Origin of the sequence: Bacillus sp. DX3.1 (assembly GCF_030292155.1) — a bacterium.
Lineage (GTDB): Bacteria > Bacillota > Bacilli > Bacillales > Bacillaceae_G > Bacillus_A.
Window position 1 is genome coordinate 3,311,819 of sequence record NZ_CP128153.1, and the last position, 15,270, is coordinate 3,327,088.

At 38.2% G+C, this 15,270-nt stretch carries 14 protein-coding genes and 2 pseudogenes; 6 read left to right on the plus strand and 10 right to left on the minus strand.

Going from position 1 to position 15,270, the window contains the following annotated elements:
• Positions 1 to 683 precede the first annotated feature (683 nt).
• From hutG to hutP, 5 genes are all read right to left on the minus strand, one after another.
• Positions 684 to 1,655: a formimidoylglutamase gene (hutG, locus tag QRE67_RS16410; protein ID WP_286121243.1), complete on the minus strand. Its 972-nt coding sequence runs from the start codon at positions 1,653 to 1,655 to the stop codon at positions 684 to 686.
• Complete coding sequence (hutI, locus tag QRE67_RS16415) at positions 1,634 to 2,905, minus strand: imidazolonepropionase (RefSeq protein ID WP_286121244.1); 1,272 nt, start codon at positions 2,903 to 2,905, stop codon at positions 1,634 to 1,636. The genes hutG and hutI overlap by 22 nt, the downstream gene beginning before the upstream one ends.
• 12 nt (positions 2,906 to 2,917) lie before the next feature.
• The gene (gene hutU, locus QRE67_RS16420; RefSeq protein ID WP_286121245.1) at positions 2,918 to 4,576 is read right to left on the minus strand and encodes a urocanate hydratase; all 1,659 of its coding nucleotides are present in this window, start codon (positions 4,574 to 4,576) and stop codon (positions 2,918 to 2,920) included.
• Positions 4,577 to 4,597: 21 nt separating this feature from the next.
• Positions 4,598 to 6,115, minus strand: coding sequence for a histidine ammonia-lyase (gene hutH / locus QRE67_RS16425; RefSeq protein ID WP_286121247.1), 1,518 nt, complete (start codon positions 6,113 to 6,115; stop codon positions 4,598 to 4,600).
• Positions 6,116 to 6,217: 102 nt separating this feature from the next.
• Positions 6,218 to 6,658, minus strand: a complete 441-nt coding sequence (gene hutP / locus QRE67_RS16430; protein ID WP_286121248.1) for a histidine utilization transcription antiterminator HutP — start codon at positions 6,656 to 6,658, stop codon at positions 6,218 to 6,220.
• Positions 6,659 to 6,965: 307 nt separating this feature from the next.
• On the opposite strand from hutP, the pseudogene QRE67_RS16435 reads away from it, so the two are divergent.
• Together QRE67_RS16435 and QRE67_RS16440 are read left to right on the plus strand one after the other, a co-directional pair.
• Positions 6,966 to 7,040, plus strand: a pseudogene (locus QRE67_RS16435) (methyltransferase); the annotation flags it as partial.
• Positions 7,041 to 7,132: 92 nt separating this feature from the next.
• Positions 7,133 to 8,083 (plus strand): hypothetical protein, encoded by a 951-nt coding sequence (locus QRE67_RS16440; RefSeq protein ID WP_286121250.1) that lies wholly within the window; start codon positions 7,133 to 7,135, stop codon positions 8,081 to 8,083.
• A 127-nt stretch (positions 8,084 to 8,210) separates the two neighbouring features.
• Here the strand turns inward: QRE67_RS16440 and QRE67_RS16445 are convergent.
• Together QRE67_RS16445 and QRE67_RS16450 are read right to left on the minus strand one after the other, a co-directional pair.
• A pseudogene (locus QRE67_RS16445) lies at positions 8,211 to 8,472 on the minus strand (DJ-1/PfpI family protein); the annotation flags it as partial.
• On the minus strand, positions 8,469 to 9,047 hold the full coding sequence (locus QRE67_RS16450; RefSeq protein WP_286121252.1) for an AAA family ATPase: 579 nt from the start codon (positions 9,045 to 9,047) through the stop codon (positions 8,469 to 8,471). The gene QRE67_RS16450 and the pseudogene QRE67_RS16445, both read right to left, overlap by 4 nt.
• 455 nt (positions 9,048 to 9,502) lie before the next feature.
• On the opposite strand from QRE67_RS16450, the gene QRE67_RS16455 reads away from it, so the two are divergent.
• On the plus strand, positions 9,503 to 9,799 hold the full coding sequence (locus tag QRE67_RS16455) for a hypothetical protein (protein ID WP_286121253.1): 297 nt from the start codon (positions 9,503 to 9,505) through the stop codon (positions 9,797 to 9,799).
• A 104-nt stretch (positions 9,800 to 9,903) separates the two neighbouring features.
• Positions 9,904 to 10,335: a DUF2621 domain-containing protein gene (locus QRE67_RS16460; RefSeq protein WP_286121255.1), complete on the plus strand. Its 432-nt coding sequence runs from the start codon at positions 9,904 to 9,906 to the stop codon at positions 10,333 to 10,335.
• 26 nt (positions 10,336 to 10,361) lie between these two features.
• Here the strand turns inward: QRE67_RS16460 and QRE67_RS16465 are convergent, their stop codons facing one another.
• Positions 10,362 to 10,868, minus strand: coding sequence for a CcdC family protein (locus tag QRE67_RS16465; RefSeq protein ID WP_286121257.1), 507 nt, complete (start codon positions 10,866 to 10,868; stop codon positions 10,362 to 10,364).
• A 90-nt stretch (positions 10,869 to 10,958) separates the two neighbouring features.
• Positions 10,959 to 11,666 carry a cytochrome c biogenesis CcdA family protein gene (locus QRE67_RS16470; RefSeq protein ID WP_286121258.1) on the minus strand — a complete coding sequence of 236 codons (708 nt, stop codon included), beginning with the start codon at positions 11,664 to 11,666 and terminating at the stop codon, positions 10,959 to 10,961.
• Positions 11,667 to 12,337: 671 nt separating this feature from the next.
• Here QRE67_RS16470 and QRE67_RS16475 point away from each other — a divergent pair.
• On the plus strand, positions 12,338 to 13,246 hold the full coding sequence (locus tag QRE67_RS16475) for an EamA family transporter (protein ID WP_286121259.1): 909 nt from the start codon (positions 12,338 to 12,340) through the stop codon (positions 13,244 to 13,246).
• A gap of 48 nt (positions 13,247 to 13,294) precedes the next feature.
• Here the strand turns inward: QRE67_RS16475 and QRE67_RS16480 are convergent, their stop codons facing one another.
• Positions 13,295 to 13,510, minus strand: a complete 216-nt coding sequence (locus tag QRE67_RS16480; RefSeq protein WP_483298685.1) for a glycerol-3-phosphate responsive antiterminator — start codon at positions 13,508 to 13,510, stop codon at positions 13,295 to 13,297.
• A 582-nt stretch (positions 13,511 to 14,092) separates the two neighbouring features.
• On the opposite strand from QRE67_RS16480, the gene QRE67_RS16485 reads away from it, so the two are divergent.
• Entirely contained in the window at positions 14,093 to 15,253 is a 1,161-nt protein-coding gene (locus QRE67_RS16485; RefSeq protein WP_286121260.1) for a M20 peptidase aminoacylase family protein, read from the plus strand.
• Positions 15,254 to 15,270 lie beyond the last annotated feature (17 nt).

Genomic DNA, 15,270 nt, shown 5'->3' on the forward strand with positions numbered 1-15,270 from the left:
GTTTTCTTGATTCAGGAAAAACACCCCTTCCTTTTTATCTTATATAGTCTAAATTATATGAATTCCATATTATTTTGTGCATATCATGAATTACATAATAATTTATCGATTATTTTTTTGAAACATCCAATATTACCACTTTACTTTCCTCTAGCATCTTAAGGCTAATATGGTAAGCTACAATTTCATTGTTATAAAGATCTTTAATGGTAGACAAATATATATAAATCCATTTTGATTTTTCGACATATAAGCCGCGTCTATGGATAACAAAAGGTGACCTGCACTCGTTTTCTCTCTTTGTTTTCACTATGTCTGGGCAGGAAAAGGATCTGACCGCTTCTATGCATGGCCGGATGCTCTCTCCCACCTAAAAAGAAGGGCTTTATGTCGGTTTTTTAATTTGTATTTATATATTTTTTTCCTTTGAAAATGAGATAAGTAATATCCGTTACCCATTTTTCGTTGAGCTGTAAAGCTTTAAAATCTCGATTTAAGTAATTTTTTGAAACTACATATGCTTCTTTTGATACAAAATAAGGACGCTTTTTTCTTGAATGATACGTCATATGTTCTTCTAATTTTCCCCATAAAAAAATCCCCCTTATAGTAGACAGATATAAGGCTTTCTTTTCTCTGTCTACTATAAGGGGATCATATCAATATGAAGAGGCTTCTTTATGTTAAATGCTAACTTGCTTACTAATCGTTTCTCTTGCTAATAGAAAACTCATAATAACCTGTGCAGCGACCCGGCTTGTCATATCACGAAAATCAAGTGTTGGATCAATCTCCACAATATCCATACCTGTAACGAGAGGTTCTTGCCCAAGCGCTGTCATTGCATCAAGTAATGTCGTGCTATCCATACCCCCCGGACCGATTGCCGGGCAACCTGGTGCAAACGCTTGGTCTAACACATCCATATCAACAGAAACATAAATAGCAGTAACCCCTTGCCTACGCAGATTTTCAATACTCTCTGTAATAATATCTTTTATAAGACGTTCCCGAACATGTTGTATCGTATATACCGTTACACCATGTTCTTTCGCATATTCATGATACGTACGAGCATTCGAGAAGTTGCGAATGCCAATTTGGACAAGTTGCTTTCCGGTAATAACATCATTCTCTAGTAAACTACGAAATGGTGTTCCGTTCGATGGTCCGCCATCATCTAAGTTACGTAAATCATGATGGGCATCAAATTGGATGATCCCAATCTTTCCTTTACTACTCGCAAAACCACTTATACTTGGAAAGCTAATTGAATGGTCACCGCCAAGTACGATGGGTACCATTTGTGGATTCAACTTTGTCAGATTTCCTAGCGTCTTTGCAATGCGAGCATGACTTTCTTTTATATCCGTGACATGCATCGTAATATCACCGCAATCATACAAGACACTCTCTTTCATATCATGCTCTTCTGTAATAGCATACGTACTATATGCATCTAACATTGTCCGGATCGTTTTCGGTGCAAAACAGGCACCTGAATGACTAATGGATGGTTTCGAAAGCGGCGCACCAATTAATGCTGCTCCGAAAATTTCTTCACCCTCATCCCAATTCTTAATCATATCGCTCCATTTCGTTACTTCACGGTCGATAAACTTTGCATTTTTCTTTAAATAGTGGTCACGCTCCACACTTTTTCACCTCTTGTATATGCAATATTTCCTTGCTTCCATACTGTATTCACATGGCTTACACCGTAATGATACGGTACATAGGCATAATTATATGCATCCCATAATACGATGTCTGCCTTACGTCCAACACGAATTTTCCCAGCAACATCACCGCGATTAATTGCGTACGCTGAGTTTACTGTTACTGCGTTCCATACTTCTTCAGGTGTCATTTTTAGCTTCAGCATCGCAATGCTCATTATCAGCTGAATATTTTCAGTTGGACAACTACCAGGGTTAAAATCTGTCGCTAATGCAACTGCTACACCTTCATCAATCATTTTACGACCTCGTGCAAAGCTTTCTTTATTTAAGTAGAAAGTTGTTCCTGGTAATAACGTTGCTACTGTATTTGAATTCGCGAGCATGTCAATTCCTTTATCCGATGCGCCAACTAAATGATCAGCAGATGCTGCTCCAATTTCTGCTGCTGCTTCCGCGCCGCCAAGTGGGTCGATTTCATCGGCGTGAATTTTCACATCAAAGCCAAGTTCTTTCGCTTTTAATAAAAACTCTTTTGATTCTGCAACAGAGAACACGCCTGTTTCACAGAAAATATCAACGAACTCTGCTAATTGTTTTTCTTTCATTTCTGGCAATAAATCTAACATCCATTGTAAAAACTCTTTTGACTTGCCTTTATACTCTTTCGGAACAGCATGCGCTCCTAAAAATGTTGAAACAACGTCAATTGGATGCTCTTTTTGCAGCTGTGCTGCTGCCTCTAATTGTTTCCACTCTGTTTCATCATCTAATCCGTATCCGCTTTTCGCTTCCACTGTCGTAACACCAAATGATAACATGCGGTCTAAATGGAACTTCGCCTTTTGCACAAGTTCTTCTTTTGACGCTTGTTTCGTTGCATTCACAGTCGATAAAATCCCGCCGCCTTGCTCTAAAATTTCTAAGTATGGCACCCCTTGTAACTTAAGGGCAATTTCGTTTTCACGAGACCCACCAAATACAAGGTGCGTATGCGGATCAACAAGTCCTGGTGAAACCATTTTCCCTTGGCAATCAATGATTTCTTTCGCCTGTAATTCTTTCGCTTCTTCCGCGGTACCAACGAAAGCAATCACACCATTTTCAATTCCGACCGCACCATTTTCAATGAAAGGAAGCGTATTCATCGCTTCCTTTCTTAACAAGCCATCTTCTTGATCCATTGTCAGTAATTGACCGATATTCGTTAGTAAAATGTCTAGCATGTTTTCTCCCCCTTATTTCATCATCGGAATGTTAACGCCTTTTTCTTTCGCTGTCTCTACCGCTAAGTCATAGCCCGCATCAACGTGACGAACAACACCCATTCCAGGGTCAGAAGTTAATACACGTTCAATACGCTTTGCTGCTGCCTCTGTTCCGTCAGCAACAATCACCATTCCAGCATGAAGTGAATAACCCATACCAACTCCGCCCCCGTGGTGAACAGATACCCAGCTTGCACCGTTAACACTATTGATTAATGCATTTAAAATTGGCCAATCCGCTACTGCGTCACTGCCGTCTTTCATCGCTTCTGTTTCACGATTTGGTGATGCTACTGAACCACAATCTAAATGATCACGACCGATAACGATTGGCGCTGACAATTCACCACTAGCAACCATTTCATTAATAATACGTCCGAATTTCGCACGTTCTCCGTATCCTAGCCAACAAATGCGTGATGGAAGACCCTGGAATTCAACTTGCTGACGTGCCATACGGATCCAGTTACATAAATGCTCATTATCTGCAAATTCGCGTAAGATGACTTCGTCAGTTTTATAAATGTCTTCTGGATCGCCAGAAAGTGCTACCCAGCGGAATGGGCCTTTCCCTTCACAGAATAATGGACGAATAAATGCTGGAACGAATCCTGGGAAATCAAAAGCGTTTTTTAACCCTTCATCAAAAGCAACTTGGCGAATATTATTACCGTAATCAAACGTAATCGCGCCTTTCTTTTGCATCTCAAGCATTGCTTCTACATGTTTTGTCATACTTTCTTTTGCTAATTGTACGTAGCGCTCTGGATCTTCTTCACGAAGCTTTGCTGCTTCTTCTAATGAATAACCGACTGGAATATAACCGTTTAATGGATCATGTGCAGACGTTTGATCTGTTACTAAGTCTGGTGTAAAGTCGCGCTTAACTAACTCTGGTAAAATTTCTGCCGCATTTCCTAATAGTCCAATTGAAATTGGCTCTTTCTTTTCTTTGTATTCTTTCGCAACAGCCAATGCCTCTTCTAAAGATTCTGTGTACATATCACAATATCTTTTTTCAATACGGCGATCAATGCTACGCTTATCGACGTCAATTGCAATGACAACACCACCATTCATCGTTACAGCAAGTGGTTGTGCACCACCCATACCGCCTAAACCAGCAGTTAGTGTTAATGTACCTTTTAATGAACCACCAAAGTGCTGACGTGCTGCTTCACCAAACGTTTCATAAGTTCCTTGTAAAATCCCTTGTGTTCCAATATAAATCCAGCTACCCGCTGTCATTTGGCCATACATCATTAAGCCTTTTTTCTCAAGTTCACGGAAGTGCTCCCAGTTTGCCCATTTCGGTACTAAGTTTGAGTTTGCTAAAAGAACACGCGGTGCATCTTCATGGGATTTAAAAATAGCAACTGGTTTCCCAGATTGAACCAATAACGTCTCATCGCTCTCTAATGTTTTCAAAGACTCAACAATTGCATGGTAGCTATCCCAATTACGAGCTGCACGGCCAATACCGCCATATACAACTAGCTCCTCTGGTTTTTCAGCTACTTCTGGATCTAAGTTATTCATTAACATACGAAGTGCTGCTTCTTGTACCCAGCCCTTTGTTTGTAGTTCTGTTCCTCTTGGCGCGCGAATTGTTTGTTTTACGTTTTCCATTCTAATCTCTCCCTTTTCCCTTTATAGTGCTGCATTTACATCAATGCGTTCCATTGTCCAATGACTTGTTTTTAACCAGTGCGCAAGATTTTCAATATCAGTTGAGAAAACGCGGTCGTTTGTAATAGAAGGCACTTGCTGGCGACCTTGGTGATAAAAGATTTTTGTTACTGTACTCATTTCTTCAATACCACGGTATTCAGCCGCTTGCATCGCACAAATCATTTCAATCGCAATAACGCGTCTTACGTTTTGAATAATTTGATACGCATGACGTGATGCAATTGTCCCCATACTTACGTGATCTTCTTGGTTTGCTGATGATGGAATAGAATCAACGCTTGCTGGGTGTGCTAACGTCTTATTTTCTGAAACAAGTGAAGCTGCTGCATATTGCATAATCATCGCACCAGACTGTAAACCTGGCTCTGGACTTAAAAATGGTGGTAAATCATTTAACTGCGGATTCACAAGACGCTCAATACGGCGCTCAGAAATATTTGCAAGCTCAGCCATTCCAACCTTTAAAAAGTCCATTGCAAACGCAATTGGCTGACCGTGGAAATTACCACCGGAAATTACTTTTTCTCCATCATCAAAAATAAGTGGATTATCTGTTGCTGCATTCATTTCAATCTCTAGTTTTTCTTTTACATAATTTAAAACTTGCCAAGATGCACCGTGTACTTGCGGAATACAGCGAAGCGAGTAAGCATCTTGTACACGTAGTTCTCCTTGTTTTGTAACAAGTTTACTATCCTGAAGAACATTACGAATGCGACTTGCAACTTCTACTTGCTCTTTATAACCACGAGCTCTATGAACATTTTCATCAAACGCATCAATGATGCCACGTAATCCTTCAATTGTCATCGAAGCAATTAATTCTGATTGATTTGCAATTTCTTCAGCCTCTAGGTATGCAAGAATCCCTTGTGCCGTCATTGCTTGCGTTCCATTGATAAGCGCAAGACCTTCTTTTGCTTCTAATGTAATTGGTTCTAAGCCTTCTTTCGTAAGGGCTACCATTGAATGAACACGTTGCCCTTTATAGAACACTTCTCCTTCTCCTAATAGAACAAGAGCCAGGTGAGATAACGGAGCCAAGTCGCCACTTGCACCAAGTGAACCTTGCTGTGGAATCACTGGATGAATTTGACGATTCACAAATTCTAGTAACATATTTACAACAAGCGGACGAACACCAGATACACCTTTTAGCATGGTGTTTGCACGTAAAATCAACATTCCTCGTGATACTTCTTCCGGGAAAGGATCACCAATGCCACATGCATGCGATTGAATTAAATTGTGTTGCAGAGCTTTTACATCATCCTTTTGAATGAGTACATCACTAAACTTTCCAAACCCTGTTGTAATGCCGTAGACAACTCTTCCCTCTTCTACGATTTTTTCAACAACTTCACGGCATTCCGCAACTTTTTGCATGCTAGTTGAGCAAGCCGTTACCCCTTCTCCTTTAAATAACAACCGTTTCATTTCTTGTACTGTTAATGAATGTCCTGTTAACGTAATCATTATTTTTCCTCCTTATAAAGACAGAAGGAGGCCTTACCTTTTTAAGACAGACTTCTGTCCTAAAAAGCAAGGCCCCCTTCTAACTAATAGACTATGGGCAAATCATATGTGATTAATTCCTAAACCAATCGCCTCATGCTCAGATCCTTTTACAGGTGCACCTATCGTTCCATAAAGTGCAACAGCAATCCATTCGCCTTCTTTTTTACCGTCGTATGGTGTGCCGCGCACAATTGCAAACCGAAGACCTACTGTACGAAGAACGTCTGCTAACTGAATTTGACCTCTCGTTACCCCGTACAACGCTTCCATGATTGCATGATAAAGTGCATGCGTTTCTCTGTAAACATCTGTTTCAATTACATTGTTGCTTCGAGCCGCTGTTTCTATTGCTGCGACAACTTTTTGCGAATTCATAGAACCGACCTTCCCTGTACAATACTTCCAACCTTTTGGAAGTGATAATACCGGACTTTCTTGTTCCTCCGCAAGTGCCAGCAACATCGCCATGCGACCAATTCGATGTGTTCCTTGAAGAAGCATGTGACTCTCTCTTTTCTTTTGAATTATTTGAATATTACTTACTTTAAGAATATATGAAAACGGTTAAATCGTCAATGGTTTTTACTATAATAATTTGAATGAAAACTCCCGCCACTTATCTCCTTCGGATTTTGAAGTGGGGGTTTCTCGTGTATCATCTGTGGCAGATGCTTAACATGAGTGGAGTTGACTCGGCTGCCTGATGGCACAACCCCTCTATTCCATTGGCAAACGCCTTTGGAACTACTTTTTTCAATATGTTATAGGAACCATTCACATCTGCGTTGAGTAGGATGTTCACTTTCGAATTGATGAAAGATTACTAGAAAGATTTGAAGCATCACTTGCCTATGAAGGACTAAATAAAACAGATATTTTAACCTGTTTTTTATCAAATTATTTTCGTGCCTGCCCCCCCTCTGACACGATCCAAGCAATACCATCATATCTTTATTATGGAAAGGATGTGATAAATTGAATTACTATACTTGTGCCCCGTATTACCCGGTCTATCCTTACTTATATTATCCCCCCTACTATGAAGTTCGAACAGCTTATCCAATGAATGCCTATTATGCTTATTCACCTTATTACCATTATCGTAATGACCTGGTTTCTCCTTTATATGAAGGAGAATATTATTACGATAACCTTCGTCAAGATAATGTCTTGTACACGGCCATCTGGGAGAAACGGGATGGCCCGGACTGGCAAGCCCGACATGGCCTGACCGCAGAGCAATATCAGCGGACGTTTAACGAACTGGTTGCGCAAGGCTACCGCTTGATTCACATAAGTGGCTATACCGTGAACGGGCAGGATTATTATGCTGCAATCTGGGAAAAACGAGGTGGTCCTGCGTGGCAGGCTCGTCATGGTCTGACCGCCGACCAGTACCAGCAGACGTTTAACAGTTTGGTTGCACAAGGTTACCGCCTGGTGAGCGTGAGTGGCTATGGCAGTGGTGGGCAGGATCGCTATGCTGCGATCTGGGAGAAACGGGATGGCCCCGAATGGCAAGCTCGGCATGGTTTGACTGCAGAACAGTATCAGCAGACGTTCAATGAACTAACGTCTCAAGGTTATAGGCTCATCTACGTTAGTGGTCACACAAACGATGGCAAAGATCGTTATGCTGCAATCTGGGAGAAACGGGACGGTCCCGAATGGCAAGCCCGACACGGCCTGACCGCAGAGCAATATCAACGGACGTTCAACGAACTAAGCTCTCAAGGCTATCGGCTGATACAAGTAAGCGGCTATGGTAGTAATGGTAGAAGTCGTTTCGCGGCTATTTGGGAAAAACGAGGTGGTCCCGCATGGCAGGCTCGGCATGGCTTGACGGCCGACCAGTACCAGCAGACGTTTGACAGTTTAGTTGCGCAAGGTTACCGCCTGGTGAGCGTGAACGGCTACCAACTATGATAGCAATGTTTACTTATTAGATTTTTTAGGCCATATGTAAATGATATGGTCTTTTTTTATAGACAACAATAGACATTTGGAAATTTCAGAGGAAATAGCGTTCAAGAGGGATGCTACTATTCTGTTTCTTTTCTTTTTCATGAAATTGACGTACGATGGAAAGCGAATGCTTTGAATCCTTAATATGTATTACGTCCCCAACAGGAATAATGATTGCCTCATAATCTTAATTCATAATGCGGTTGCACCTGTAATCCCGTTTCACTTATAACTACCTCTTTTGTTAATCCCACTGTTTCAATTGTATAATACTCCTTCAACAAAGCTGTTACCACAGTAATCTCAAATTCAGCAAACGTCGGATATACAAATAATGGTATTTTTTTCATATTCTTTTCTCCTTCATCCATCGCATAAAATATAATTCGATTTTTTCTATTGTCACTTCATCAGTATTCACATATGTAACTGGAAATTGTTTATACCACTGTTTTTCAGTTTCTACTAACTCTAGCTGCTCTTCAAATGTACTGCGCCTTCTCGTTTTATCCTTCTCCTTTCTCTCTTGCAATCTCTTTTTAGAAACATCCAAATAAAAAATTGCATTTGAACGGCATTCTCTTAATTTATCTAATTCATTTTTTAGTTCGTTTTCAATATCCCAATCCACTCCTATAAGTTTTGGAAAATGTATTGTATAAAATTCAATATCTTCCGGACCACGATCAAATATTGCTATACGTCCCTCTACATCCTGATATTCTTTTATTTTTGCCTCAATAAATAGTTTTTGATTTGTAATAAACCCCTCTTTTGTATAAATATCAAAATTCAATTTTCTTCTTTTTTCTATAATTGCATGAGGATTTTCATATACAATTGATATTCCCCTCTGTTCTAATCTCCTTGCTAGCGTTGTTTTTCCACTTGCCATAAACCCTTGAAGTGAGATTACATACGTCATTACAATCATTCCTTTCCCACTATGATAACACTCAATTTTACAATAAACAGAATTTTACAAACAATCAACAAAATACTTCCCACCTTGTTTCCTATTTCTATCTGGCTTATAATAAAAAACAGAGACTATCATGAACGTATTGTATGTAAGCTTGGAGTTCCGAGCTTACATTATTTTTTGCTTTCTCTTTTCTATATAAATCCATTTTGATTTTTCGATATATAAGCCACGGCTATGGATAACAAAAGGTGACCTGCACTCGTTTTCTCTCTTTGTTTTCACTATGTCTGGGCAGGAAAAGGATCTGACCGCTTCTATGCATGGCCGGATGCTCTCTCCCACCTAAAAAGAAGGGTTTTATGTCGGTTTTTTAATTTGTATTTATATAGTAAAAGAGGTATACTAAAATAGAACATATGTTCTTAACGATTACATATAGTAAGGAGATAGAACAAATGGTATACGACACAAAAGTAATTTCTTGGAACGCATCTTTAAAACAACTACAACGCCGCTACACTAAAAAACAAGTGGATCGAAAACATTTTGAAGATGTTGAACTTATGAATTTCTTCCGCGACAATGACTACATTGTCCTTCCTACACATATTAGCGGCTTATCAACAAAACGTTTTACTTCTTATTCTGTTTTTACAACTGAAGATAAAGATCGTAAAGTTGGTACACTAATCATTGAATATTTACAAGATGAAGATAACATATTACGTGTAGAGCAACTATACTTCGTTTAATTCACAACGCTTGGCCAAAATGGCTAAGCGTTCTTGCTTTCTATCAATCTCACTGCTTATAATACAAGTAAAGGGAAAATTGCTATCGTAAAGGGGGTATACGATTGCTTGAAGGATGGTTTAGTTGGTTTATCGTCATTTGGACTGTTATATTATTAGGTCTTATGTCGATTGGTGGATACTTTATGTTCCGAAAATTCTTAAAACGATTACCAAAAGAAGATGGAATGTCTATTTTAGATTGGGAACAGCGCTATATTGATGAAACACGTCACTTATGGGATGACAAACAGAAGCAATTATTAGAAGAACTGGTCAGTCCTGTTCCTGAATTATTTCGCGATGTCGCACGTTCTAAAATTGCCGGTAAAATTGGAGAGCTTGCCTTAAAAGAAAGAGCTACAAAAATAACAGAAGATTTAATTATTAAAGGGTATATTGTTGCAACACCAAAGCGAGATCATAAATTTCTCGTTAAAAAGCTACAGGAAAAGCAAATTGATTATTCTCGTTACCAATCATTGCTGGCTAAGTAAAAAACCTCAAGGGCTCTTGAGGTTTTTTACGTTAACTTCATATCTTTTTCATTATAAAATCCGTCTTCTTTTTTCATTTCCTTTTGCAATTTCGTAAATGAACGATACATTGCGATACGCCAAGAGATAATCATCGCAAAGGCAAGCAAGAAGAACATACCGCTTAATTGTCCTAAATCAAGTGATTGACTTAAATACGTTTTAAAACCGATACGAACAACAAGCAAACCGATTAAAATAAATACAAATGCCTTTGAGCGCTTTAAATAAATGTCTTGTTCACGCACTTCAAATTTTGATGTTTTAATAAGAAAAATGGAGAAAAACAAACCAACACCAATTGATTCTAATATTTCTGCTGGTGTTAATCGAAATTCTGGGAAGATATACATCAGTGCCCCTGTACTCATAAAAAACGGTGGGAGTATAATTTTTTTCAACGTTGCCGGTTTCTTTGCTGCTTTTAAACGAATAAACATCGCCCCAACAGCCATACACACGGCAACAATACTTGATAAAAGAACTAAGTTCATACTTTCTCATCCTTTTTTGTGGAAATATGAAACATATAGTTTTATTATATGCTTTTCTATTAGTATTTCCAACATTTTCACAGGATAATACTAAAAACCGGTGAAACCACCAAATAAACTTGAGAAATATGCAATAATTTTTGTCATCCAGTTAAAGTATAGGAATATCCCCATAATGATCATGATATATCCGCCGATTTTCACAAATGCCCCGCTATGTTTTTTAATCCAAGACATTTTCGTAATAAAAAATGATAGGATAAAAAATGGAATGGCAAACCCCAATATATAAGCAATCATATATATCATTGCTGATTCTGGATTCGTTGCAGCAAGAGCAATTACAGAAACTAAAATCGGTCCTGTACAAGGTGTCCAACCAGCAGCAAATGCCAAACCTATTAAAACAGATCCGATATAACCACTTGGCCGGCTTTTAAACGTGAATTTACGATCTTGCATTAAAAAAGTAGGTTTAAAAAGACCAATTAAGACAAGTCCAAAAGCAATAATAAAGATGGCACCTAACTGTCTTATTAAATCTTTATAATCTTGGAAGAACGATCCGAGAAAACTTGTACTAAATCCAATCGCGATAAACACAATTGAAAATCCAAGTAAGAAAAACGCTGTATGTGTCATACTTCTTCTGCGAAGCATTGCATTTTCTTCTTTCAATTCTGAAACTGACATTCCTGTTATGTACGATAAAAACGCCGGGTAAAGTGGTAAACAACACGGTGAAATAAACGATAAAAACCCAGCCCCGAACGCTAAAAAGATATTAATATCCTGCATCGTTTCACTCCTCTCCTCTACAATATTGTAGCAAAAACGAAAGAAAATAGTATGAACAATTCATGAATTCCCTATTTACAACATTTTAATAAGAGAAATTCTACTATAACTGCACACAATCGTTTTCTGTAAAACGGTTTCATTTTCCTTCTATTATAAATATATTCAACCTTTCATTAACATAACAAAGCTTCCTTCATTCAACAAATCATTTGTTTATATAAATCCATTTTGATTTTTCGACATATAAACCGCGGCTATGGATAACAAAAGGTGACCTGCACTCGTTTTCTCTCTTTGTTTTCACTATGTCTGGGCAGGAAAAGGTTCTGACTGCTTCTATGCATGGCCGGATGCTCTCTCCCACCTAAAAAGAAGGATTTTATGTCGGTTTTTTAATTTGTATTTATATATCTTCCACCTCGTTCTATACATTTCTTGTAAAAAAATATTTTTTTACAATGAAAACTTTATACACCCTTTTCCTTATTTTACGATACTTCTATAAGAATAAATTTCAAGATTATGCATAAATATCATACTTTTATTATTATTCTATAAAATGTCATACTTTTCTTTCAGTTGACCCTTCATTTTTAATTTTGTATACTTCCATCTAGTTATACATGTCCGTTTTTGAAAAAACACATATATAGATGGGAGGAGTTTTCATGCTTCGTTATTCTCTTTTAGTTTTATTAGGAGCATGTAGTTACGGGATTTTAGCTATCTTCGTTAAACTTGCATATGCAGAAGGCTTTTCACTTGGAGAAGTCATTGGTAGTCAATATTTGTTCGGTTGGTTTATTTTACTTGGCATTACACTACTGGTTTCTAGACATCGCGTGCCACTAAAACAAATGCTTATTTTATTTATCGCCGGAACTTCTGCTAGCTTTACTGGTATTTTTTATTACGGTTCTTTGCAAACTGTTCCTGCATCTATTGCCATTGTTCTCTTATTCCAATTCGTTTGGGTTGGCATTATCATTGAAGCTGTCGTGACAAAAACGTTACCTTCAAGAGAAAAAGTAATTTCTGTTATCTTTTTACTTGCTGGTACATTCTTATCGAGCGGATTATTGGAATCATCAGCCGGCAGCTTTGAGATGAAAGGGATTCTATTAGGCTTATTATCAGCGGTTACCTTTGCAACTTATATTTTTGTAAGTGGTAAAGTTGCTATCGAAGTACCATCATTACCTCGCGGTGTACTATTAATGGCTGGGGCCTTAACGTTAGTTATGATCGTTTTCCCACCAACATTTATTTTTAATGGTGCCATTACACAAGGACTTTGGAAATACGGATTAGCATTAGGAACATTTAGTATTGTTATTCCATCCATCGCCTTTACAATTGGTATTCCAAAAATCGGTTCTGGTCTAGCAACCATTCTTGGCGCAGCAGAACTTCCTGTTACAACAATTATGTCTGTATTCATATTAAAAGAAGCAGTACTGTCTTCTCAGTGGTTTGGTGTAGGTCTTATTCTGGTCGGAATCGCTATTCCACAAATTGCGTATACAATGCGCGGAAGATACCAAAAACATCCTACTCATAAAAAAGTTGCTGCATAATGAAAAGAGGCTTCTCAGTTGAGAAACCTCTTTTTTCGCAAGCTGAATTTAACTTCCTTTCGTGCTAATAATGCCTGTCGGTTGTACAAGCTTTGCAATAAATTTGATCCCCTCCTTGTTATAACTAATACCGGCAATTTTCTCTAGATGAAGAAACACTAAACGGTTATGTTTCTTTAGCACATCAACATATCGTTTGATGACACTTATATTTCCAGTTATCAGAAATGCAATGCGAAGATTCCTTGATCTTCCGCTAAACAATTGAAAAATTCCTCTCTCATATTCACTTGTCTCCTTTACATACAAAAAAGACCATAAATAACGATAACTATTGGAAATTTCCCAGTTGCGTTATAATAGAGTCTCTCGTATTCACACCAATGTTATATTCACTTATCATTTACATGATTTAGTACACTGTATTTTTATGAATTTTCCGTTAATAAAACCGGCGAATTGTAAAGGTTTTTATATTTATATGTAAAAGATTGTAAATCGTATATTTTAACGTTCTGATAAAGTGAAACTTTGATCAGTGGGGGTTTTCTTCATCCCCCACTGATCATTAGTTGAACGAATCGGGCTTTTACGGGCAGTTTATCCCCCACCTAACTTCTTTGCTCCTTGCAGAACTTTGAGGTGGGGGTATTACTGCCCGTTAATGCGGGATAAAAGATTTATCCTAAAGAGATTTATTAAACACCCTATTTTCCTATATAATTACTTACGAAATCATTTTTTCTAATTCCCTTACTTCTTGAAATGAATGATACCATCCATCAACCGAAGCTTACCGTCCGTTCATAAGAGATAAAATGCGTCTTTAGAAAGAAGGTAACGACCATGAAAGCAATTCATTTGCAAAACGAAACGATTGATTTAACTGAAAAACTAATCTCCATTCGTCGTCATTTACACCAATTTCCCGAATTATCATATGAAGAAATTGAAACGACGAAATCCATTAAAAATTGGTTAGAAAAAGCTGACATCACCATTATTGATTCCAATTTAAAAACAGGAGTCATTGCAGAGATTTCTGGTAATAAAAACGGCCCAGTTGTCGCTCTCCGTGCTGATATTGATGCCCTTCCGATTCACGAAGAAACAGGGCTTCCATATGCTTCACAAATTCCTGGTAAAATGCATGCATGTGGTCACGATTTTCATACATCGTCTATTATCGGAGCTGCTTATTTATTAAAAGAAAAAGAAGCTTCACTTAACGGAACTATCCGATTGATTTTTCAACCTGCTGAAGAAAGTGGTGGCGGTGCCTCAAAAGTAATAAAATCTGGCCATTTACAAAATGTAAAAGCTATCTTTGGAATGCATAATAAACCAGATTTACCAGTCGGTACAATCGGTATTAAGGATGGTCCACTCATGGCGGGAGTAGATCGTTTTGAAATTGAAATTAAAGGGGTTGGAACGCATGCAGCTGTACCTGATGCTGGTGTTGATCCAATAGTTGCCTCTTCACAAATTGTCATGGCACTGCAAACCATTGTGAGCCGAAATGTAAGTTCTTTTCATAACGCTGTCGTAAGTGTAACAAACATTCATTCAGGAAATACATGGAACGTTATTCCTGAGAAAGCAACACTAGAAGGAACCGTTCGTACATTCCAAGATGAAACGCGCCAAAGAATCCCTGAACTGATGGACCGTATTATTAAAGGTGTCGCAGCTGCGCTTGGCGTTGAAACAAAACTTCATTGGTATCCGGGCCCACCTTCCGTTCATAATAATACAGAACTTACCGAATTATCAATTGGCATTGCACAACAAATGGGGCTTCAAGTTGTTTCACCAAAGCCCTCTATGGCGGGAGAAGATTTTTCATTTTATCAACAAGAAATTCCTGGTTCATTTGTCTTTATGGGAACAGAAGGTACACATGAATGGCATCACCCTTCCTTTACATTAGATGAAAAGGCATTACCTATTAGCGCACAATATTTTGCCTTGTTAGCTGAGGAAGCTATTAACAAATTATCATAAAGAAAAGCCGTTAAGCG

What these genes read in the sequence shown, in the direction of transcription:
- QRE67_RS16475 (WP_286121259.1), top strand. Translation starts at nt 12,338, where the DNA reads ATGCTTCGTTATTCTCTTTTAGTTTTATTAGGAGCATGTAGTTACGGG.
- hutI (WP_286121244.1), bottom strand. Translation starts at nt 2,905, where the DNA reads ATGCTAGACATTTTACTAACGAATATCGGTCAATTACTGACAATGGAT.
- QRE67_RS16450 (WP_286121252.1), bottom strand. Translation starts at nt 9,047, where the DNA reads ATGACGTATGTAATCTCACTTCAAGGGTTTATGGCAAGTGGAAAAACA.
- hutU (WP_286121245.1), bottom strand. Translation starts at nt 4,576, where the DNA reads ATGGAAAACGTAAAACAAACAATTCGCGCGCCAAGAGGAACAGAACTA.
- QRE67_RS16470 (WP_286121258.1), bottom strand. Translation starts at nt 11,666, where the DNA reads ATGCAGGATATTAATATCTTTTTAGCGTTCGGGGCTGGGTTTTTATCG.
- QRE67_RS16455 (WP_286121253.1), top strand. Translation starts at nt 9,503, where the DNA reads ATGGTATACGACACAAAAGTAATTTCTTGGAACGCATCTTTAAAACAA.
- QRE67_RS16465 (WP_286121257.1), bottom strand. Translation starts at nt 10,868, where the DNA reads ATGAACTTAGTTCTTTTATCAAGTATTGTTGCCGTGTGTATGGCTGTT.
- hutH (WP_286121247.1), bottom strand. Translation starts at nt 6,115, where the DNA reads ATGATTACGTTAACAGGACATTCATTAACAGTACAAGAAATGAAACGG.
- hutP (WP_286121248.1), bottom strand. Translation starts at nt 6,658, where the DNA reads ATGCTTCTTCAAGGAACACATCGAATTGGTCGCATGGCGATGTTGCTG.
- QRE67_RS16485 (WP_286121260.1), top strand. Translation starts at nt 14,093, where the DNA reads ATGAAAGCAATTCATTTGCAAAACGAAACGATTGATTTAACTGAAAAA.